General features: G+C 64.7%; 22 protein-coding genes. 16 read left to right on the top strand and 6 right to left on the bottom strand.

Annotation, left to right across the window (positions count from 1 at the left end; translation table 11 throughout):
* Positions 1 to 131 precede the first annotated feature (131 nt).
* From ACPEE1_RS15835 to ACPEE1_RS15810, 6 genes are all read left to right on the top strand, one after another.
* Positions 132 to 722, top strand: coding sequence for an RNA 2'-phosphotransferase (locus ACPEE1_RS15835; RefSeq protein WP_116925262.1), 591 nt, complete (start codon positions 132 to 134; stop codon positions 720 to 722).
* Complete coding sequence (locus ACPEE1_RS15830; protein ID WP_116925066.1) at positions 719 to 1,333, top strand: HAD family hydrolase; 615 nt, start codon at positions 719 to 721, stop codon at positions 1,331 to 1,333. The genes ACPEE1_RS15835 and ACPEE1_RS15830 overlap by 4 nt, the downstream gene beginning before the upstream one ends.
* Before the next feature lie 108 nt (positions 1,334 to 1,441).
* Positions 1,442 to 2,377: an ADP-ribosylglycohydrolase family protein gene (locus tag ACPEE1_RS15825; RefSeq protein WP_182345350.1), complete on the top strand. Its 936-nt coding sequence runs from the start codon at positions 1,442 to 1,444 to the stop codon at positions 2,375 to 2,377.
* A gap of 32 nt (positions 2,378 to 2,409) precedes the next feature.
* Positions 2,410 to 2,655, top strand: coding sequence for a hypothetical protein (locus ACPEE1_RS15820; RefSeq protein WP_182345351.1), 246 nt, complete (start codon positions 2,410 to 2,412; stop codon positions 2,653 to 2,655).
* 5 nt (positions 2,656 to 2,660) lie between these two features.
* Positions 2,661 to 4,166 (top strand): tRNA adenosine(34) deaminase TadA, encoded by a 1,506-nt coding sequence (gene tadA / locus ACPEE1_RS15815; protein ID WP_423933809.1) that lies wholly within the window; start codon positions 2,661 to 2,663, stop codon positions 4,164 to 4,166.
* Positions 4,167 to 4,224: 58 nt separating this feature from the next.
* Positions 4,225 to 5,466, top strand: coding sequence for a PLP-dependent transferase (locus ACPEE1_RS15810; protein ID WP_116925069.1), 1,242 nt, complete (start codon positions 4,225 to 4,227; stop codon positions 5,464 to 5,466).
* Between the two features lie 63 nt (positions 5,467 to 5,529).
* On the opposite strand, the gene ACPEE1_RS15805 is transcribed toward ACPEE1_RS15810, so the two are convergent.
* Positions 5,530 to 6,144, bottom strand: a complete 615-nt coding sequence (locus ACPEE1_RS15805; protein ID WP_260719214.1) for an arylesterase — start codon at positions 6,142 to 6,144, stop codon at positions 5,530 to 5,532.
* A 79-nt stretch (positions 6,145 to 6,223) separates the two neighbouring features.
* Here ACPEE1_RS15805 and ACPEE1_RS15800 point away from each other — a divergent pair, with 79 nt between their 5' ends.
* The 5 genes from ACPEE1_RS15800 (at position 6,224) to ACPEE1_RS15780 (ending at position 10,730) form a co-directional block, all read left to right on the top strand.
* Positions 6,224 to 6,937, top strand: coding sequence for an ABC transporter ATP-binding protein (locus ACPEE1_RS15800; RefSeq protein WP_116925071.1), 714 nt, complete (start codon positions 6,224 to 6,226; stop codon positions 6,935 to 6,937).
* 128 nt (positions 6,938 to 7,065) lie between these two features.
* Positions 7,066 to 7,662 (top strand): phosphatase PAP2 family protein, encoded by a 597-nt coding sequence (locus ACPEE1_RS15795; protein ID WP_260719215.1) that lies wholly within the window; start codon positions 7,066 to 7,068, stop codon positions 7,660 to 7,662.
* Positions 7,663 to 7,728: 66 nt separating this feature from the next.
* Positions 7,729 to 9,270: an ArnT family glycosyltransferase gene (locus ACPEE1_RS15790; RefSeq protein WP_423933803.1), complete on the top strand. Its 1,542-nt coding sequence runs from the start codon at positions 7,729 to 7,731 to the stop codon at positions 9,268 to 9,270.
* A 114-nt stretch (positions 9,271 to 9,384) separates the two neighbouring features.
* A complete protein-coding gene (locus ACPEE1_RS15785; protein ID WP_116925263.1) occupies positions 9,385 to 9,942 on the top strand; it encodes an NADPH-dependent FMN reductase in 558 nt (185 codons plus the stop codon).
* 119 nt (positions 9,943 to 10,061) lie between these two features.
* Complete coding sequence (locus ACPEE1_RS15780; RefSeq protein WP_423933800.1) at positions 10,062 to 10,730, top strand: alpha/beta hydrolase; 669 nt, start codon at positions 10,062 to 10,064, stop codon at positions 10,728 to 10,730.
* 9 nt (positions 10,731 to 10,739) lie between these two features.
* Here ACPEE1_RS15780 and ACPEE1_RS15775 read toward each other — a convergent pair whose 3' ends face one another.
* The 5 genes from ACPEE1_RS15775 to ACPEE1_RS15755 all read right to left on the bottom strand — a co-directional run bounded on the left by ACPEE1_RS15775 (position 10,740) and on the right by ACPEE1_RS15755 (position 14,356).
* A complete protein-coding gene (locus ACPEE1_RS15775; RefSeq protein WP_423933797.1) occupies positions 10,740 to 11,564 on the bottom strand; it encodes a zinc-dependent peptidase in 825 nt (274 codons plus the stop codon).
* Positions 11,565 to 11,568: 4 nt separating this feature from the next.
* A complete protein-coding gene (locus ACPEE1_RS15770) occupies positions 11,569 to 12,429 on the bottom strand; it encodes a UDP-2,3-diacylglucosamine diphosphatase (RefSeq protein WP_423933794.1) in 861 nt (286 codons plus the stop codon).
* Between the two features lie 17 nt (positions 12,430 to 12,446).
* Complete coding sequence (locus ACPEE1_RS15765; protein ID WP_182345356.1) at positions 12,447 to 12,953, bottom strand: peptidylprolyl isomerase; 507 nt, start codon at positions 12,951 to 12,953, stop codon at positions 12,447 to 12,449.
* Between the two features lie 68 nt (positions 12,954 to 13,021).
* Positions 13,022 to 13,606: a peptidylprolyl isomerase gene (locus ACPEE1_RS15760; protein ID WP_423933792.1), complete on the bottom strand. Its 585-nt coding sequence runs from the start codon at positions 13,604 to 13,606 to the stop codon at positions 13,022 to 13,024.
* Between the two features lie 183 nt (positions 13,607 to 13,789).
* A complete protein-coding gene (locus ACPEE1_RS15755; protein ID WP_243419265.1) occupies positions 13,790 to 14,356 on the bottom strand; it encodes a tetratricopeptide repeat protein in 567 nt (188 codons plus the stop codon).
* Between the two features lie 315 nt (positions 14,357 to 14,671).
* Between ACPEE1_RS15755 and cysS the strand changes: the two genes are divergently transcribed.
* The 5 genes from cysS to ACPEE1_RS15730 all read left to right on the top strand — a co-directional run bounded on the left by cysS (position 14,672) and on the right by ACPEE1_RS15730 (position 20,230).
* Entirely contained in the window at positions 14,672 to 16,057 is a 1,386-nt protein-coding gene (gene cysS / locus ACPEE1_RS15750) for a cysteine--tRNA ligase (RefSeq protein ID WP_260719219.1), read from the top strand.
* Between the two features lie 57 nt (positions 16,058 to 16,114).
* Positions 16,115 to 16,765 (top strand): DNA-3-methyladenine glycosylase family protein, encoded by a 651-nt coding sequence (locus ACPEE1_RS15745; RefSeq protein WP_116925081.1) that lies wholly within the window; start codon positions 16,115 to 16,117, stop codon positions 16,763 to 16,765.
* 77 nt (positions 16,766 to 16,842) lie between these two features.
* Positions 16,843 to 17,817 carry an acetyl-CoA carboxylase carboxyltransferase subunit alpha gene (locus tag ACPEE1_RS15740; RefSeq protein WP_116925082.1) on the top strand — a complete coding sequence of 325 codons (975 nt, stop codon included), beginning with the start codon at positions 16,843 to 16,845 and terminating at the stop codon, positions 17,815 to 17,817.
* Between the two features lie 83 nt (positions 17,818 to 17,900).
* A complete protein-coding gene (gene tilS / locus ACPEE1_RS15735) occupies positions 17,901 to 18,872 on the top strand; it encodes a tRNA lysidine(34) synthetase TilS (RefSeq protein WP_182345359.1) in 972 nt (323 codons plus the stop codon).
* A gap of 77 nt (positions 18,873 to 18,949) precedes the next feature.
* A complete protein-coding gene (locus ACPEE1_RS15730) occupies positions 18,950 to 20,230 on the top strand; it encodes an aspartate kinase (protein WP_116925084.1) in 1,281 nt (426 codons plus the stop codon).
* Positions 20,231 to 20,235 lie beyond the last annotated feature (5 nt).

Below are 20,235 nucleotides of genomic sequence, written 5' to 3'. Positions count from 1 at the left end.
CTTGACGGATAGGAAAGCGAGTTGTATTGTACAACTCATTTAAGTTGCTCAATACAACTTAAAGTCTGAAGGTGTGGTGCAGGCTGGACGACTGCACTCTAATAGATGCATAACTACAAAAAGGATAGATGATGACTTTTGAACAACCAACCAAAGACACCCCGGTCGGCGAGCAGTCCACCACCATGACCCGCCGCAGCAAGCTGCTCAGCCTGGTGCTGCGCCACAGCCCGCAGACCATTGGCCTTGAGCTTGACGAGGCCGGCTGGGCGCATACGGACGAACTGCTCGCCTGCCTGGCCCGCAGTGGCAAAGCCATGAGCCCGGTGCAATTGCAGGCAGTGGTGGCAAGCTGCGCCAAGCAGCGCTTTGCCTTCAGCGAGGACGGCAAGCGCATCCGTGCCAACCAGGGGCATTCGGTAACCATCGAGCTGCAATTGGTCCCCAGCACCCCACCGGATGCGCTCTACCACGGCACGGCAACCCGTTTTCTTGACGCGATCCTGGCGCAAGGCTTGCAACGCCAAAAGCGCCACCATGTTCACCTGTCCGCCAGCATCGAGACGGCTGGCGCAGTTGGGCGGCGCCACGGCAAGCTGGCCTTGCTGCGGGTGGATGCGGCGGGCATGGTCGCCAATGGCCATGTGTTCTATTGCTCGGACAATGGTGTCTGGTTGACCGACGCCGTGCCCGTGACCTACCTGCAGAGGCTGGACGAATGAGCGGCCATCGCGTATTGGCGCTGGATGCCGATGGCGTGCTGCTCGACTACAACCTGGCCTATGCCACTGCCTGGCGGCGTGCTTTTGGCCGCTACCCTGACTTGCGCAACCCCCATGCCTACTGGGCGGCAGACCGCTGGGATGTGGAGCGGTTGAGCGGCGAGGCGCTGCACCGGTTTCGCGCAGGCTTTGATGCGCAGTTCTGGTCCGCCCTGCCTGCCGTACCCGGTGCGCTCGCGGCATGCCAGCAACTGGAGGCCGCCGGCTTTGAGCTGGTGTGCCTGACTGCTCTGCAGCCCCATTTTGCCCAGGCACGGCTTGGCAACCTGCAGGCCCTCGGCTTTCCGATTGGGCGGGTGATTGCGACTGGTAGCGATGCCAGTGGCGGCAGCCCCAAAGCCGCAGCGCTGGCCCAGCTTAAGCCGCTGGCCTTGGTGGATGACTATCTACCGAACTTTGCAGGGTTGCCCGAAGGCATCCATGGCGCACTGGTACTGCGCGAACCCGATGGCAGCCCCAACTGCGGACCGGCACTGCAACAACTGCATTCCACCCATGCCAGCCTGGCCGCGTTTGCGCACTCGTGGCTGGCTCAGAGACAAGAGAACTGATATGAAACACACCAACCACGTCCAACTGCCTGCGTTGGCGCGGCGCGCAGATAGCGTAGATGCGTTCGTCATGTTGGCGCGCGCGCAGCTGCCCACCGGAGGCCAGTGATGACGCCAACTCAGGACCGTTTTCAAGGCGCACTGCTGGGGCTGGCCTGCGGTGACGCGGTGGGCACCACGGTCGAGTTTCAGCCGCGCGGTAGCTTTGTGCCGCTGACGGACATGCTGGGCGGGGGCCCGTTCTCGCTGCGCGCGGGCCAGTGGACCGATGACACCTCGATGGCGCTGTGCCTGGCCGAGAGCCTGGTCACCAAGGGCGATTGCGACCCGGCCGACCAGATGGCGCGCTATGCCAACTGGTACCAGTGGGGTTACTGGAGCGCTACCGGCCATTGCTTTGACATTGGCATGGCCACGCGGGAAGCTTTGCAAAGGTTCTTGCTCACCGGCAATCCTCTGGCTGGCAGCACCGACCCGCACAGCGCTGGCAATGGCTCGATCATGCGGCTAGCACCTGTGGCGCTGCGCTTTTGCGGCGATGCGCAGCGCTTGCAGGACAAGGCGGCGCTCAGCTCGCAAACCACGCATGGCGCGGCCGAGTGCCTGGATGCCTGCCGCCTGCTGGCGGTCGCCATCGCCCGCGCGTTGCAGGGGCGGCCCAAAAACGAGGTGCTGGCGCTGTCGGATTTGCCACTGGCCAGCCCCCAGCTGCAGCAGATTGCACAGGGCCATTACCTGGCCAAAAGCCGGGACGACATCCACGGTTCGGGCTATGTGGTGCGTAGCCTCGAAGCGGCGCTGTGGTGCTTTGCCCGGCATGACTGCTTGGAGGACGCGGTGCTGGAGGCCGCGAATCTGGGCGACGATGCCGACACCACGGCGGCCATCACCGGCCAGATCGCGGGCGCTTTTTGGGGCGAGCAGGGCATACCGCGCCACTGGCTGCAGCGCCTGCACCTGGCCGATGAGATCCGGGCGCTGGCTGTGCAGCTGTGGCAGGCCAACCAGGGCTTGCCTGCCACTGGCTGCGATGCCGCGCGATAATCAGACCGCATACGGTATGGAGGGAGGATGCTATGCGTGCGGTATTGGGTTTGGCAGGCTTACTGGTGGTGATGGCGATTGTGGCGCTGCTGATGAAGCAGAACATGGGCGTGACGAAGGCGCCCGCGCCCGCCGCCGTCGAAGGCGTGCGCGTGCCGCAGATTGACACCAGCAAAGATGTGAATGCACAAAGCCGGCAGATCCAGCAGCAGGTGCAGGACCAGTTGAACCAGGCGGTGCAGCAGGATGCGCAGCGCCTGAAACAAGCCGAAGAGTGACGGCGATGGCTGACAGCCTCGTCCCCTCCAGCACCGGTGGTCAATTGCCCCCCCAGCCTGGTGACGGCCACTGGATGCGCGCTGCGCTGGAGCAGGCACGCGCTGCGGCTGACGCTGGCGAAGTGCCCGTGGGTGCCGTGGTGGTGCGTGACGGCCAGATCGTCGGCTGGGGCTTTAACCACCCGATTGGCACACACGACCCCAGTGCCCATGCCGAGATCGAGGCCCTGCGCGATGCGGCCAAGCGCCTGGGCAATTACCGGCTCGATGGCTGTGCCTTGTATGTCACTTTGGAGCCTTGCGCGATGTGCGCCGGCGCCATCTTGCATGCGCGCCTGGACCGCGTGGTCTGGGGCGCTGCCGAGCCGCGTACCGGTGCCGGGGGATCGGTGCTGGACCTGTTTGCGCAGGCTGCACTGAACCACCACACGGCGGTGACCGCGGGTGTGCTGGCGCACGAGGCTGCAGCCCTGCTCACCGAATTTTTTGGCAAGCGCCGCGTGCAGCAAAAGCAGCAGGCGCTGGCCAGCCACCCGCTGCGTGACGACGCACTGCGCACGCCCGATGCGCTGTTTGCGCCCGCATTGGACTGCGCCTGCCCCAGCTGCTTTTACAGCGAGTGGCCGGCTTTGGGCGGCCTGCGTCTGCATACCAAAGACAGCGCGGGCCAAAACCCACCGCCAGCCGCCGCTGCCCGGCAATGGCTGCTGCTGCCCGGCCTGCCGGCGCAGCAAGGGCTGTTTCGCGAACTGGCCGCTGGCCTGGCCGCGCGCGGTGACCGCGTGGTGGCACCCGATTGGCTGGGCCTGGGGCGCAGCGACAAGCCCAAAAAGGACAATCGCCTGGGCGATGCCCAGCAACTGGCGATACTGCAAGACCTTGTCCACCAGTTGCATCTGGAGGGCGAACAGGGCCTGGTCGTCGTTGCCCATGGCGATGCCGCGCGCCTGGCCCAGGCGTTGGTGGCACAGCAGGCTGCGCTGGGCAAGCCGGTGCAGGGGCTATGGCTGATCAACCCGCCGAATGCCGCAGCGCCGAGCGCCGACTACCGCCTCTGGCTGGAGCAATTGGCGCGCAAACCGGCGCTGGGCATTGCCGCTGCGCTGGGCACCAGCGCGGTCGATGCTGCGATGGATGCGGACCGCCAGCAATGGGCGGCGCAGTTCCCCGACAAGGGCTACCGCGCAGGGCTGCGCGCCTGGGCACGCGATGCCTTGGCGGCGCTGGATGCGCCCGTTGTGATGCCAAGCGCATCAGCGCCAGCGCTTCCTGTGCTGGTCAGCCTGGGCGAGCAAGCCCGCTGGTGGCCGGCACCTGCGCAGGGACTGGAGGCCTGGCTGGCAGCAGTCGCTACAGCGGCAGGCGGCGCCGGGCCGCTGGCCTGGCAGCGCTGCGCAGGCGGTGACTGGCTGCCGCTGCAAAACAGCGCGGCACTGCTGCAGGCCAGCCGCTTCTTTGATGCGGGTGCCGAGGCCGCAGCGCTGGGCTTGGTGGCGGCGGCTTGGCGCTGAGCCTATCTGCTGCACAATAGCCCGCAGCTGTTCCGTTTTCTGACCGACTTTTTTTGCTATGAGCTCCACCCCCAAACACCAGGCACCGATCACCGGCATCATCCACCACCCCTACACCGCCGATGCGCCCTTTGCAGCGCCGCAGCCCGGCGTGTTCAAGGCATCGAGCGTGTTCTTTCCCAACGTGGCGGCGATGCGCAGCTGGGACTGGAAGGACAAGAGCGCCTTCACCTACGGCCTGCACGGCACGCCCACCACCTACATTCTGGAAGAGCGCATTGCCACCTTGGAAGGCGGCAGCCACTGCGTGCTGGTGCCCAGCGGCCTGGCATCGATCTCGGTGATTGGCCTGGCGTTGCTCAAGAGCGGCGACCATGTGCTGCTGCCCGACAACGTCTATGGCCCGAGCAAGGGCTTTGCCGAGAGCGAGCTGCAGCGCTTTGGCGTCAGCATCGGCTACTACGACCCGATGCGGGTGGACCATTGCGCCAGCCTGATCCAGGACAACACCCGCCTGGTGTGGCTGGAGGCGGCCGGCTCGGTCAGCATGGAATTCCCCGATTTGCTGGGTCTTGTGCGCCTGTGCAAGGAAAAAGGCATTGCCACGGCGCTGGACAACACCTGGGGCGCGGGCCTGGCCTTCAACTGCTTTGACCTGGATGGCGACGGCAGCTACCGCCTGGGCGTGGATGTGTCGGCGCATTCGCTCACCAAGTACCCCAGCGGCGGCGGCGATGTGCTGATGGGCTCCATCGTGTCGCGGGATGCAGCCGTGCACCGCAAGGTGCAGGCCACGCATATGCACCTGGGCCTGGGCGTGGGAGTGAACGATATCGAAACCGTGCTGCGCAGCCTGCCCAGCCTGGCGCTGCGCTACCATGCGCAAGATGCGGCAGCCCGGCAGTTGGCCGCCTTCATGGCCGAGCAGCCCGCCGTGGTGCAGCTGCTGCACCCAGCCTTTGCCGGCTCGCCCGGCCATGCGCATTGGCAGCAGCTCTGTGGCGCGGGCAGCGTGGCGGGCAAGCAGGGCGCAGCCGCAGGACTCTTTAGCGTGGTGATCGATCCGCGCTACAGCCAGCAGCAGATCGACCTGTTCTGCGAGAGCCTGCGCCTGTTCAAGTTGGCCTACAGCTGGGGCGGCCCGATCAGTCTGGTGGTGCCCTACAAGATCAGCAGCATGCGCGCGCTGGGCGAGTCCCAGCTGCAGCCGGGTACGGTAGTGCGCTTTTCGATCGGGCTCGAAGATGCCAACGACCTGCAGCAGGATCTGGCGCAAGCGCTGCAAAAAGCCTTTGGCTAAGAACCTGTTCTAAGGGGTAGGGCTAGCCGCATAAATGCCGCCAGCACCGCGCTGGCGGCATTTTTATTTCATCAGCTTTTGCAGCTCGGGCCAGACATTGGCCAGCAGCTGCGGGTGGGCGCTGGCCAGTGGGTGGATGCGGTCGGCCTGGAAGTTCTTTTCCGCGTTGGGCACATCGGCCACGCCGTGCAGCAAGAAGGGCACGACAGCGGTTTTCTTCTCGCGCGCCAGGCTGGTGAAGATCTGGGCAAAGTCCGTGGTGTACTTGCTGCCGTAGTTGGGCGGCACCTGCATGCCCAGCAGCAGCACCTGGGCGCCAGCCTTTTGGGCGCTGTCCACCATCGCCGCCAGGTTGGCCCGGGTGCTGGCCAGCGGCAGGCCGCGCAGCGCATCGTTGGCCCCCAGCTCCAGCACGACGATGCCGGGCTTGTGCTGCGTCAGCAGCTGGCCAAAGCGGGCCCGGCCGCCGGCGGTGGTGTCGCCGCTGATGCTGGCGTTGTGCACCTGGTAGGCGCCTGCGTTTTTGCTTTGTTCGAGCTTGTCCTGCAGCAACGCCACCCAGCCGGTGCCGCGAGCAATGCCGTATTCGGCGCTGATCGAGTCGCCCACGACCAAAATCGTGGCAGGCGCCTGTGGTGCAGCAGCCTGTGCTGTAAAACCTATAGCGATGGAGGTCATCATTGACAACGCTACGATGCTGCGCAGACACCGGCGTCGCGTGACGGGTGTTCGATCATTGGAGGAAAGATTGGTTGTCATGACAGATGCAGTGCTTTCTCAATCGCAGGCGCCTGAGGCGGTGTTGGTGGCCCAGGGCCTGGGTAAATCGGTCTCGGATTCGACCGGCAGTTTGACCATTCTGCGTGATGTGGACTTTAGCATCGCGCAGGGGGAAACCGTGGCGATTGTCGGTGCATCGGGCTCGGGCAAAAGCACCTTGCTGTCGATCCTGGCGGGCCTCGATACCCCCAGCGTGGGCACGGTGCGGATTGCTGGCCAGGACCTGTTTGCGCTGAGCGAAGACGACCGGGCAGCGCTGCGTGCGCGCACGATGGGATTTGTGTTTCAGAACTTTCAATTGATGGGCAATTTAACGGCGCTGGAAAACGTGATGCTGCCCCTCGAGTTGGCTGGCCAGCGCGATGCCCGCAAGCAGGCGACTGCCATGCTTGAGCGTGTGGGCCTGGGCCAGCGCCTCGCCCACTACCCCAAGCTGCTGTCGGGTGGCGAGCAGCAGCGCGTGGCACTGGCCCGCGCCTTTGTCGTGCAGCCCGCTGTGCTGCTGGCCGACGAGCCCACCGGCAGCCTGGACTTTGCCACCGGCGAAGCGGTGATGCAGCTGGTGATGGACCTGAACCGCGAGGCGGGCACGACCCTGATCATGGTCACGCACGACCGCGCCATTGCCGCCCAGTGCCAGCGCGTGATCACTATCGCCGCCGGCGCCGTCGTGCAAGACAGCCGCATTTAAATTCTTTATCGTCTTTTTTTATGCATTAAGACATCGGTAAGCTCCGCCCGCCACAGTGCCCACCTACAGATTGCGCTGTTGCCGGGTGAACTCCCATCCAGAGCGGCCTTCTGCGCGAGGGGCTTGCGATGGATGCATTGAATCTGCAATGGTTTGCATGGATGGCTGGGGGCTTTGGGCCCACCGCCTGGGTGTTGGCGCTGGCCCGCTGGCTGGGCATGGACGGCGTGGCGCTGGCCGGGGCGGCGCTGCTGTGGCTGTGGTGGAAGCGGCCGGCGGACCGCCTGTACCTGCTGGGCAGCATGCTGTGCTGCGCCGCTGCCGTGTTGCTGGCGCACCGGCTCGCCGTCTGGCTGGGGCATCCCCGCCCCTTTGTGATGGGGCTGAGCCCCGCCTATATTGACCATGCCGCCCGGGGCTCACTGCCCAGCGCGCATGCCAGCGCACTCTTTACCCTGGGATTTTGCCTGCTGTGGTTGCGGCAGTTGCGCCTGGGCGGCGCGGCCATCGTGGCCGTGGCGCTGGCGGTGAGCTGGGGCCGGGTGTATTGCGGCGTGCATTTTCCACTCGATATTGCAGCCGGCGCTGCGCTGGGCGGGGTGATCGCGCTGTTGTTCGGCTGGCTGTGGCGGCATGCCGGGCCGGTGGTGCAAGATCCTGCTGACCTAGCTCTGCAGGGCGCTGCAGCACCACGCCCATCGCCGCTACCCGCATCGGTGGAATAAGGCATGAACAGTCTCGCTTCTGCGCGGGCCGTGCCTGCCCGCGTTGCTTGGTCGATCCAGGTCCGCATGGCACTCTTGCTAGCGCTGTGGCTGCTGGCGCTGGCCTGGCTGCGGCCGCTCAGCGATCCGGATGAGGGCAGGTACGCTGTGGCTGCCTTGCAGATGCTGCGCAGCGGCGACTGGGTGACGCCTGCGCTCAACGGCCTGCCGTTTTTCCACAAGCCGCCGCTGTACTACTGGCTCGCTGCTACGGGCTTGCAGGTCGCGGGCGTCCATGAATGGGTGGCGCGCCTGCCGTCGCTGCTGGGCGCATGGCTGGCGGCAATGTCCTTGTTCGCCCTGCTCAAACGCTATGCCAGCCAGTCGGTAGCCGTGGCTGCTGCCGTGGTGCTGGTGACCATGCCCTACACCTACCTGGCCGCGCAGTACGCCAATATGGACATGCTGCTGGCCGGCTGCCTGACGGCCTGCATCTGCAGCGCTGCGATGGCGACCCTGGAGGCGCGCCAGGCGTCGGGCCGCATCCGGGGCATGGCGTGGATGGGCTGGCTGGCTGCGGCCGGTGCCTGGGCCGGGCTGGGCTTTTTGGCCAAGGGCCTGATTGCGCTGGTGCTGCCCGGCATGGTCTGGGCCCTCTGGCTGGTCTGGGACCGGCGCTGGCGCCAATGGTGGCTGCCTTTGCATGCCGCGGCATGGCTGCCGGTGCTGCTGATTGCCGGCCCCTGGGTGTTCATGGCGCAAGAGCGCCACAGCGGCTTTTTCCACTACTTTTTTGTCACCCAGCACTTTCAGCGCTACACCGGCAGCAGCTTCAACAACCCCCAGCCCTGGTGGTTCTATGGTGCGGTGATCGCACTGGCCGCCTTGCCTTGGACGGGCTGGGCGCTGGCTGCTGGCTGGCGCAGCTGGAGGCGCAAACAACGTGCCGCATCGGTATCACTGCCAGCAACGCAGGCCTTCGTGCAAAGCCTGGACCGGCTGATGCTGGTCTGGTTTGCCGTCATTGTGCTGTTCTTCTCGGTGCCGCACAGCAAGATCGTGGGCTATGTGCTGCCTGCGCTGCCACCGCTGGCCTATGCGGTGGTGCGGCTGGTGCAAGCCGCTGGCTGGCAGCGCTGGGGCCGGCATACGGCGGCGTTGGCCGCGCTGTTGTGTGTGGCGCTGGCCGTGGCGCTGGGCACGGTGGCTGTGCCTGCCAAGGCCCAATGGCGCGCACTGCGCAGCCTGCCGGTGCAGTCGGCGGACCGCGTGGTGATGCTTGAGCACCTGTACTACGAAGTGCCTTTTTACCTGCCCGCCATGGCCGATCCGCTGGTGGTGGACGACTGGAGCACCGAGGACCAGCAGGCCGACAACTGGAAGAAGGAGCTGAGCGATGCTGCGCAGTTTGCGCCGCAGCTGGGCAGCCGTGTCTTGCTGGATGCGCAGAGCTTGCAAGCCTATGCCTGCGCGCATCCGCAGCAGCGCCTGTGGGTCGTTGGCAGCGCCGAGGCGGCCCAGCGCCAGATGCCGGCGCTGGCCACTGCCGCAGCGGCCCTGCATTTGGGCAGCACCCAGGTCTGGCAATTGCAGGCGGGCCAGGCCTGCGACCGAGGCACGGGCCGTTGAGTCACAGCGCGGCCATGGCCGCGCTGTTCGCGTTGGCCTACATCGGTTGTCACCAAGCAGGGGTATAACCAGAGGCTTTTCTATCCTCTGCATGTCCTGAAAGTGAGAATGACTGTGGCAAAACCCCAAATCGGCGTGATCGTTGGCAGCAACAGCAAGACCTCGATCAACAAGCAACTGGCGCATGGCCTGGTCAACCTGGTGCAGAACCAGGCGGACTTCGAGTTCCTGGACCTGAGCGCGCTGCCGTTCTACAACCGCGACGACGATGCCGACGCCTATCCGGCGGCATTTACCGCTTTCAAAGACAAGGTGCGCAGCAAGAACGGCATCCTGTTTGTGACGCCCGAGCACAACCGCTCGGTGCCGGCCTACCTGAAAAACGCGTTGGACGGCGCCAGCCGCCCCTATGGCAGTGGCGCATGGAACGGCATCCCCGCCGGCATCATAGGCACCTCGACCGGTGGTCCGGCCACCTCGATGGCCCAGCAGCATTTGCGCAATATTCTGGTGTTTCTGGACATGCCGGCGATGGCGCAGCCCGAGGGCTTTATCCGCTGGACCGATGGCCTGATCAGTGCCGATGGCAAGGTGGCCGAGGCCAGCGAAAAGTTTTTGCGCAGCTACATGGAGCGCTTTCTGGCCTGGGTGGCTCTGCACCCGAAGAAATAAGCCATCAGCGCTGGGTAGGGGGCTGCCGTCGCTGGCAATGGCGCCCACCGCAACGCGTTTTGCTGTGGTTGCCAGGGCTGCGGTACGATGCAGCCAAATTTTTTTTGACCAGGGCTGCCATGTTGAACCTTCCCCTTCACCACCTGTACCGCGCCGCTGCGGTGGATACCCCAGCACCTTGGCTGCTGGTGCTGATGCATGGCGTGGGCAGCAATGAGCAGGATCTGTTTGGCCTGGCGGGCATGGTGCCGTCGGCTTTCCATGTGCTGAGCCTGCGCGCGCCCTACACCTTGGGGCCCAGCAGCTATGCCTGGTTCCAGTTTGGCGTGAACCCCGACGGCAGCCGCACCATCGATACCGCGCAGGAGAAAGCCAGCCGCGCGCTCGTCGCCCAGACCTGCGCCGAGGCGGCACAGGCCTTGCAGATACCGGCCCAGCGGCTGGTGGTGGGTGGTTTCAGCCAGGGCGGCATCATGTCGCTCTCGGCGCTATTGACCCAGCCGCAGCTGCTGCAGGCCATCATGGTGTGGCACAGCCGCCTGTTGCCCGAGATTGCGGCCGAGCAGGTCGCGCCCGCGCAACTGGCTGGCCATCAAGCCTGGATCAGCCATGGCACCGCCGACAATGTGATTCCACTGGCGCAGGCCCATGCGATTCGCGCGGCGCTGCAAGCTACGCCTGTTGACTTGGCGTACCACGAGTACCCCTGCCGCCATGAGCTGCACCCGCAAGAGCTGCAGGACAGCATGGCCTGGCTGCAGGCTCTGACGCAGGCGCAGCGCGGCTAAGGTCAGTATTTAGCCAGCGTCCGGCCGGAACAGCCCGGCCAACATGCGGTCGAGCTGCGGCCATTCCTGTGCGAACTGGCTGCGGTTGACAAAGAAGGCCTCGCAAGCCACCGCAAAGAACTCGGCCGGGGCCGTGGCGCCATAGCTGTCCAGCCAGGGCGCGGGCTCGCCAAAGCGCTGGGATTTGGCAATCGCATGGCCAAAGGCCGCAAAGGCCGATGCCCAGGTGCGCTCCCAGGTCTGGCGTGCTTCGGCGGCGTTCGCCAGGCCCAGAAAATGGCCGGGCAGCGAGGGGTAGCCATCGGCACCGCCATTGCGCATATCGATCTTGTGGCAGAACTCGTGGATGACGACGCTGGTGCCGCGCGCGTTTTGCTGCAGCGGATCTTGCGCAATGGCTGCCCAACTGAGCGTGACGGGGCCATGCTGCATCGCTTCGCCTTCGAGCATCATGCGCCGGTGCGATACCAGGCCCGCCTCGTCATGCATGTCGCGCGCAGCCACCATCGTGCCCGGGTGCACGACAATGCCGACAAAATCATCGTAGAGCGCGATGGCCTGCTGCGCCTCACCCCGGTGGAGCAGCGGCACGCAGGCCTGCGCGGCTATAGTCAGCGCCATCGCGTCGCTCACCACCAGGCCATGGGCGCCGGAGAACTGCTTTTGGCGCATAAACAGTGCGCTGAGGGCGCGCAGCTTGGCTTTTTCTTCCAGCGACAGCACCTCGAGGAACGGGTATTTTTGCAGCACCTGCAACCACAGGGCGGCAGGGATTTCGGGCACGGGGCGCGCCAGCGCGCGCAGGCGTGACCAGGTGCGGTGCAGCCAGGCCATGGGATCAGTGCGCGCCGGGCTGTGGAGGCCGGGCCAGGTAATCGGCCAGCGCGATGCGCTGCTGGCCGGTGGCGTCGATGCGCAGCACTTCGGCGCGGGCGGGTTCCAGGTCGGTGTCCCAGTCGCTCAGCACCAGGCGCTCGTGGCCCGCATCCAGCGCGTGGCGGGCAGGGCGGTGGGTGTGGCCGTGGATCAGTGTGGGCGCCTGGGCCTGTTGCAACCAGGCGAGGGCGGCCTGGGTATCCACATCGGCGGTGATCACTTCGCGCATGCGGCGCGCCTCGCTCTGGCTGCGCATGGCGCCAGCGAGCTGGCGGCGCTGGGCCAGCGGCTGGGCCAGAATCTGCTGCTGCCAGGCGGGGCTGCGTGCCACCGCACGAAAACGCTGGTATTCGGTATCTTCCACGCACAGCGCATCGCCATGGCTGAGCAGCCAGCGCTGGCCGAGAAAAGTGAGGCAGCTGGGATCGGGCAGCAATTGCATGCCGCTGCGCTCGGCAAACTGCGCGCCGATGAGAAAGTCGCGGTTGCCATGCATGAAGAAGACGGCGCGCTGGCCACTGGCCTCGCGCAGGCTCTGGGCGCAGGCCGCTTCAAAGCTGCCGGCCTCGTCCAGCGCATCGTCGCCGACCCAGGCTTCAAACAAATCGCCCAGCATGAAGATCGCATCTGCCGTACTGGCTTGCAGGTACTGCTGCCAGCTGTGCCAGGTCTGTGGCAGCTGGGGTTGCAGATGCAGATCGGAGATGAATTCGATGCTGCGCCAGGCGGGGGGCGCAGCGAAGGCATGGACTGCCGTGGTGGCCAACTGGGCGCGCAGCGCCTCATGAGTGTCTGCGGCGCGGGTGTCGGTCGGGCTGTCCATGCCAATGGAGGCGCCTATTACAGGGCCACAGCCTTTTCGATCAGCACTTCTTCCTTGGGCACGTCTTGGTGCATGCCCTTGGAGCCGGTCTTCACAGCCTTGATCTTGTCGATCACGTCGTTGCCCTTGACCACCTTGCCGAACACGGCATAGCCCCAGCCGCTAGGGGTGGGCGAGGTGTGGTTGAGGAAGTCGTTCTTGGCGACGTTGATGAAGAACTGGGCGGTGGCCGAATGGGGATCGCTGGTGCGGGCCATGGCCACGGTGTACTGGTCGTTCTTCAGACCGTTTTGCGCTTCGTTCTGGATCGGCGCCTGGGTGGACTTCTGGTCCATGCCCGATGCAAAGCCGCCGCCCTGGATCATGAAGCTGTTGATCACGCGGTGGAAGATCGTGCCGTCATAGTGGCCGCTCTTGACGTAGCTCAGGAAGTTCTCGGTGGACTTGGGGGCTTTGTCTGCGTCGAGTTCCAGCGTGATGACGCCGTAGTCTTTGATATGCAGTTCAACTTGTGGATTGCTCATGGTGTGTTTCCTGTTGAGAAAGGTGGGAAGGGCGCCGCAGCCCGGTTGGGGGCCAGCGGCAGGGCCATTTACTTGACGACGGTAGCCGACTTGATGATGACAGGGGTCTTGGGCACGTTCTGGTGCGGGCCGGCATTGCCGGTTTGCACGGCCTTGATCTTGTCGACCACATCATTGCCGCTGACGACCTTGCCAAACACCGCATAGCCGTGGCCATCGGGGTTGGGGGCGTTCAGCGAATCGTTGTTCTGCACATTGATGAAGAACTGCGCGGTGGCCGAGTCGGGAACCGCCGTGCGGGCCATCGCGATGGTATAGGTGTTGTTCTTGAGGCCATTGTTGGCCTCCAGCGGGATCGGCGAGCGTGCAGGCTTTTGCTGCATATCGGGGGTGAAGCCGCCGCCCTGGATCATGAAGTTGCCGATCACGCGGTGGAAGATCGTGCCGTCATAGAACTTGTCGTTCACGTACTGCAGGAAGTTGGCCACCGTCTTGGGCGCTTTTTCTGGATTGAGCTCGACCACGATGTCGCCCATCGAGGTCGCCAGCTTCACGCTGGGCTGGTCCGCTGCTTGTGCGGCGCTGGTCAGCAACATGCCGCCGGCCAGTGCCAGGCCGCCCAGAATGGAAAGAGTGTGTCGTTTGGAAGGCATCGGTTTCCTCTGTCGTTGTATACGGTAGATGTCCAGTGCAGGGCGCTGCGGGGTCCGCAAGGCATCCTGCGCTGCGCGCAAATCTTGGGCGGTGCACGGTGTGCGTTGCATCGTGTGCGTTGCACGGTGTGCGTTTGCACCGAGTTGAGGGCCAACGGTGCAAGATTCAAGGCAAGGCCCTTACTATTTTGCGTCGGGCGCCGCTGCCGGGGCAGCCGGTGCGGCGGCAGCGGGTGCTGCAGCAGCGGCAGGCTGGGCCCGGGTTACCAAGAGGCGCAGGCTGCTGATCTTGGGCTGCAGCCTGGCTTGCTGGGCCGGCGCCAGCGTGCTGGCCTTGCTCAGCGACTGCTCGGCCAGGCGAATATAGATATCGCCCAGGTTTTCATAGGCGGTGGCATAGCCGGGGTTGGCCCGCACCGCATCTTGCAGCGCGCGGCTGGCTTTTTCCAGCTGGTTGTTCTGGGCGTAGAGCACGGCCAAGTTGTTGTAGGGCTCGGGCAGTTCGGGGTATTCCTGCACCAGCTTCTCGAACGTTGCCGTGGCCTCGTCACGCTGGCCTGCATTCATCTGGGCCACACCCTGCAAAAAGCGCCATTGCGGGTCACGCGGGGCTTGCTGGATCTTGGGCTCCAACTGCTCCAGTGCCAGGGCATTTTGGCCCGACTGGATCAGCTTTTCCACGGCCGAGTAATCGTCCGCATAGGCGGCGCCGCAGCTCAGCGCAAGCGCCAGCAAGGCGGCACGGGGCATCAGGGGGGAGAAAAGGCAACTGACTAACTTCATAGGGTTCGGGCGCGCTGGGCGCGTGCAAGTGGCCTGCAGGCTTATACTGCAGCGCATTGTAGCTGAGGGGGCTGGCGCCCCGGAACGACGGGCGGCCATGGTTTGCAGGGCATGGTCTCGGGCATCAGCTACCATACACGGTTCGGCGGTTCCTGCCGGGCGGCGGTGCCCAGGCAGGCGCTGCACAACCTGCGCCCAAGCATCTCCCAGGGGGACGGGGGCGGACCGGGGTAGGGCGCCAGGCGCCTTTCCCTCTCTCAACCACAACCACGCTAATTTTTCATGAGTTTGCGCATCTACAACACGCTTTCGCGTGCGCTGGAGTCATTTGTTCCGATTGAGCAGGGCCATGTCCGCATGTATGTATGCGGCATGACGGTCTATGACCTCTGTCACCTGGGACATGCGCGCTCGATGCTGGCGTTTGATGTGGTGCAGCGCTGGTTGCGCGTCAGCGGCCTGAAGGTGACCTATGTGCGCAATGTCACCGACATTGAGGACAAGATCATCCGCCGCGCCGTGGAAAACGGCGAGACCATCCGCAGCCTGACCGACCGCATGATCGAGGCCCTGCACCAGGATGCCGATGCGCTGGGCATCGAGCGGCCCACGCATGAGCCCCGTGCCACCGAATACGTGCCGCAGATGCTGTCCATCATCTCGCAGCTGGAAGAAAAAGGCCTGGCCTACCGCACCGAAGGCGGCGATGTGAACTATGCCGTGCGCAAGTTCCCCGGTTACGGCAAGCTGTCGGGCAAGTCGCTCGACGAGCTCAATGCCGGTGAGCGCGTGGCCGTGCAGGACGGCAAGGACGACCCGCTGGATTTTGTGCTGTGGAAGAGCGCCAAGCCGACTGAGCCCGACGAGGCCAAGTGGCAAAGCAGCTATGGCACGGGCCGGCCGGGCTGGCACATCGAGTGCTCGGCGATGAGCTGCGCGCTGCTGGGCGAGACCTTCGACATCCATGGCGGCGGCGCTGACCTGCAGTTCCCCCACCACGAAAACGAGATTGCCCAGAGTGAGGGCGCGCACGGCCAGCCGCTGGCCAAGATGTGGATGCACAACGGCTTCATCAATGTGGACAACGAGAAGATGTCCAAGTCGCTGGGCAATTTCTTCACGATCCGCGATGTGCTCAAGCGCTACGACGCCGAGACCATCCGCTTCTTTGTCGTGCGCACCCACTACCGCAGCCCGCTCAACTACAGCGATGTGCACCTGGACGACGCCCGCAATGCGTTGAAGCGCCTCTATACCGCGCTGAGCTTGGTCGCCGCCGAGCCGGTGGCCATCGACTGGAGCCACCCGAGTGCGGCGCGCTTCAAGGCGGCGATGGACGAGGACTTTGGCACGCCCGAAGCGGTGGCGGTCCTGTTTGAGCTGGCTGCCGAGGTCAACCGCAGCAAGTCGCCTGCGGTGGCTGGCCTGCTCAAGGCGCTGGCGGCCACGCTGGGCCTGCTGCAGGCCGAACCTGCCGCCTACCTGCAAGCGGGCGCCAGCGTGGATGCGGCCTATGTGGAGGCGCAGATTGCGCTGCGCGCCGCTGCCAAGGCGGCCAAGAACTATGCGGAATCGGACCGCATCCGCGCCGAGCTGCTGGCCCAGGGGGTGGAGCTCAAGGACTCTGCGCAAGGCACGACCTGGACGGTAGTCCAGGCGGGCGCCTGATGCGCGCTCTGGGTGGTGTGAACCCGGCATTGGCATTGAAGCCGAGCGTCTAGCCGTATGCCTGGTATCAGCAACAAGCCGCTGTCAGCGGAGGATTGGGCCGTGGCCTGCAAGCACCTGGCCCGCAAGGACCGGGTGATGCGCCGGCTCGCCCCGCTGTATGCCGGCGAGATGCTGCGCCGCGAAGCAGACGGCTTTGCGCTGCTGGTGCGCTCGGTGGTCTGGCAGCAGCTGTCGGACCACTCGGCGCGCCAGCTGTGGAAGCGGCTGGTGGCGGCGCTTGGGTCGGCTAGCCCCAAGGCCATGCTGGCCCTGACGGACGAGGCGGCCAAGGCCATCCGCCTGCCGCAGCGCAAGCTGGGCTATCTGCGTGATCTGGCTGCATGGTTTGTGCAGGAGCCCAAGGACGCGCTGTCCTGGGTGCATGTCGATGACGACGCAGTCATCGAGCAGCTGATGGCGCAGCGCGGGCTGGCGCGCTGGGGTGCGGAGATGTTTTTGCTGTTTCATCTGGGCCGGCCCAATGTGCTGGCCATTGATGATGCGGCGCTCCTGCAGGGCATCAGCGACCATTATTTTTCGGGCGAGGCCGTCAGCCGCAGCGATGCGCGCGAGGTGGCGCAGGCCTGGCAACCCTGGGCGAGTGTCGCGGCCTGGCTGATCTGGCGCTCCCAGAATGCCATGCCACTGGGGCAGGATGCAGATTGATCTGGTTTGGCCGCATGCGGTTACACTGTCGGTCGTTATGAGAAGGCTGCCTGCGGCTTTTCTCGAGGAGAATCATTTTGGCGAAAAGAACATTCCTGGATTTCGAGCAACCGATTGCGGAGCTGGAAACCAAAATTGATGAACTGCGCTATGTGCAAAGCGAAAGCGCAGTGGATATCTCTGAAGAGATTGATCAGCTCAGCAAGAAAAGCCAGCAGCTGACCAAGGACATCTACAGCGAGCTTTCCCCCTGGCAGATCACCAAGATCGCACGCCACCCCGAGCGTCCCTACACCCTGGACTATGTGAACGAGATCTTCACCGATTTCGTCGAAATGCATGGCGACCGCCACTTTGCCGACGACCTGTCCATCGTGGGCGGCTTGGCACGTTTCAATGGCAACCCCTGCATGGTAGTGGGTCACCAAAAGGGCCGTGACACCAAGGAGCGCACCTTGCGCAACTTTGGCATGAGCAAGCCCGAGGGCTACCGCAAGGCGCTGCGCCTGATGAAGACCGCCGAGAAGTTCAAGCTGCCGGTGTTCACCTTTGTCGACACACCCGGTGCCTACCCCGGCATCGATGCCGAAGAGCGCGGCCAGTCCGAAGCCATTGGCCGCAACATCTATGAAATGGCGCAGCTGGAAGTGCCGATCATCTCCACCATCATCGGTGAAGGTGGCTCGGGCGGCGCGCTGGGTATCTCGGTGGCCGACCAGGTGCTGATGCTGCAGTACTCGGTGTACTCGACCATCAGCCCCGAAGGCTGCGCCTCCATCCTGTGGAAGACCAGCGACAAGGCCCAGGAAGCGGCGGACGCCATGGGTATCACCGCCCACCGCCTCAAGGCCCTGGGCCTGATCGACAAGATCATCCACGAGCCCGTCGGTGGCGCCCACCGTGACCACAAGCAAATGGCGGCGCTGCTCAAGCGCGGCCTGAGCGATGCCTTCCGCCAGCTGGCTGATTTGAAACCCGCTGAGCTGCTGGACCGCCGCTACGAGCGCCTGCAAAGCTATGGCCGTTTCTCGGACACCAAGGCTGAGCACTGATACGCGCTGCCGGCCGCCGCTGATGCTGCGCCGTTGCTGCCAAGCCTCCCTTTGCGGAGGCTTTTTGCTGTGGGGCGCGGGCCATGGCTGAGCCCGCTATTGTTGCTGCGCTGAACGGCTGGCAGCCCGCACTGCCGCTGGCTGTGGCCTACAGCGGTGGAGCCGATTCCACCGCCTTGCTCTGGGCCTGCCTGCAGCGCTTTCCCGGCCAGGTGTATGCCCTCCACATCAACCATGGGCTGCAGGCCGCAGCCGCGGTATTTGAATCGCATTGCCGCGCCCAGTGCGCGGCCTGGGGCGTGACGCTGCAGGTGGTGGCGGTGAATGCCCATGCGCTGCCCGGGCAAAGCCCGGAGGACGCGGCCCGCATTGCGCGCTACCAGGCGCTGACCCAGGCCGTGCTGGCTTGCGCCGATGCAGGGCAGGGCCGTATCCAGACCATCGCACTGGCCCAGCATGCCGATGACCAGGTCGAAACCGTGGTGCTGGCGCTGTCGCGCGGCGCTGGGGTGGCCGGCCTGGCGGGCATGCGCCCGCAGTGGCAGCGCGCCGGTCTGCAGTGGGCGCGGCCTTATCTGGGCCTGGGCAGTGCGCAGATCCGCGCTGACCTGGCTGCGCTGGGCATCGCCTGGGTGGAAGACCCGAGCAACACCGACACCCGCTACACACGCAACCGCATCCGCCAGCAGGTGATGCCCGGCCTGGCGCAGGCCTTTCCGCAGATCGCGCAGACGGTGGCGCGCAGCAGCGCAAACGCGGCGCAGGCGGCCGAGCTGCTCGATGACCTGGCGCAGATCGACCTGCAGGCCACCGGCGCGCCGCCGCGCATCGGCGCGCTGCAGGCGCTGAGCGAGGCGCGCATGGCCAATGTGCTGCGCTACTGGCTGCGCACGGCCCATGACCAAACGCCGAGCGCTGCACAGCTGGCGCAACTGCAGCAGCAGCTGCAGCGCTGCACCACGCGGGGCCACCAAATCCATATAAAAGTGGGCCGTGGGTATATACAGCGCCACAGAGATGTCATCGATTGGTACAATCCGCCAGTTTTGGTCTGACTAATGTACGATTCCGACGGCGTGCCAAAACACTTTGCATCAACGCCGAGCTTCGTGTTTCGTCATCGTGATATTCAATGGCACTGATCGTTCATAAGTACGGCGGCACGTCGATGGGCTCTTCCGAGCGCATCCGCAATGTCGCCAAACGCGTCGCCAAGTGGGCAAGGGCTGGCCACCAGATGGTGGTGGTGCCCAGCGCCATGAGTGGCGAAACCAACCGTCTGTTGGGCCTGGCCAGCGAGCTGGCACCCAGCCGCGCAGACAAGTCCTATTACCGTGAGCTGGACATGCTGGCCGCCACCGGCGAGCAGGCCTCGTCGGCCTTGCTGGCCATTGCGCTGCAGGCAGAAGGCGTGCCCTCGGTGAGCTACACCGGCTGGCAGGTGCCGGTGCGCACCGACGACAGCTACACCAAGGCGCGCATTGAATCGATCGACGACCAGCGCGTGCGGGCCGATCTGGACGCGGGCCGTGTGGTGATCGTGACCGGTTTCCAGGGCATTGACCCGAACGGCAACATCACCACCTTGGGCCGTGGCGGCTCGGACACCTCGGCCGTGGCCGTGGCAGCCGCCATGAAGGCCGCCGAGTGCCTGATCTATACCGACGTCGACGGTGTCTACACCACGGACCCGCGCGTGGTCTCGGCCGCACAGCGCCTCAAGACCGTGAGCTTTGAGGAAATGCTGGAGATGGCGAGCCTGGGCTCCAAGGTGCTGCAGATCCGCTCGGTGGAATTTGCCGGCAAGTACAAAGTGCCAATGCGTGTGCTGTCGAGCTTCACGCCCTGGGATATTGCATTGGATGAAGAGGCCAAATCGGGCACTCTGATCACATTTGAGGAAGACGAAAAGATGGAAAAGGCCCTCGTATCGGGCATCGCTTTCAACCGCAGCGAAGCCAAAATCTCTGTCCGTGGCGTGCCTGACACCCCCGGCATTGCCTACCAGATCCTGGGCCCGGTGGCCGACGCCAACATCGATGTGGACGTGATCCTGCAAAACATCGGCAAGGACGGCAAGACTGACTTCAGCTTCACCGTCAACCAAGGCGACTTCAACCGCACGGTCGAGTTGTTGCGCGAAGAAGTGGTGCCCAAGCTCGGCGCTGACGAAGTCATCGGCAACCCCAACATCTGCAAGGTGAGCATCGTCGGTATCGGCATGCGCAGCCACGTGGGCGTGGCATCGACCATGTTCCGCGCGCTGGCTGAAGAGGGCATCAACATCCAGATGATCTCCACCTCCGAAATCAAGACCTCGGTCGTGATCGATGAGAAGTACCTGGAACTGGCCGTTCGCGCCCTGCACACTGCTTTTGGTCTGGATTCTGAAGAAGTTTCCAAATCGGCCTAAATTTT

The organism is Comamonas sp. 23, from assembly GCF_049601575.1.
GTDB lineage: Bacteria > Pseudomonadota > Gammaproteobacteria > Burkholderiales > Burkholderiaceae_C > Comamonas > Comamonas squillarum.
The sequence above is the reverse complement of the archived record's forward strand: the minus strand, read 5'-3'. Positions and strand labels throughout refer to the sequence as shown.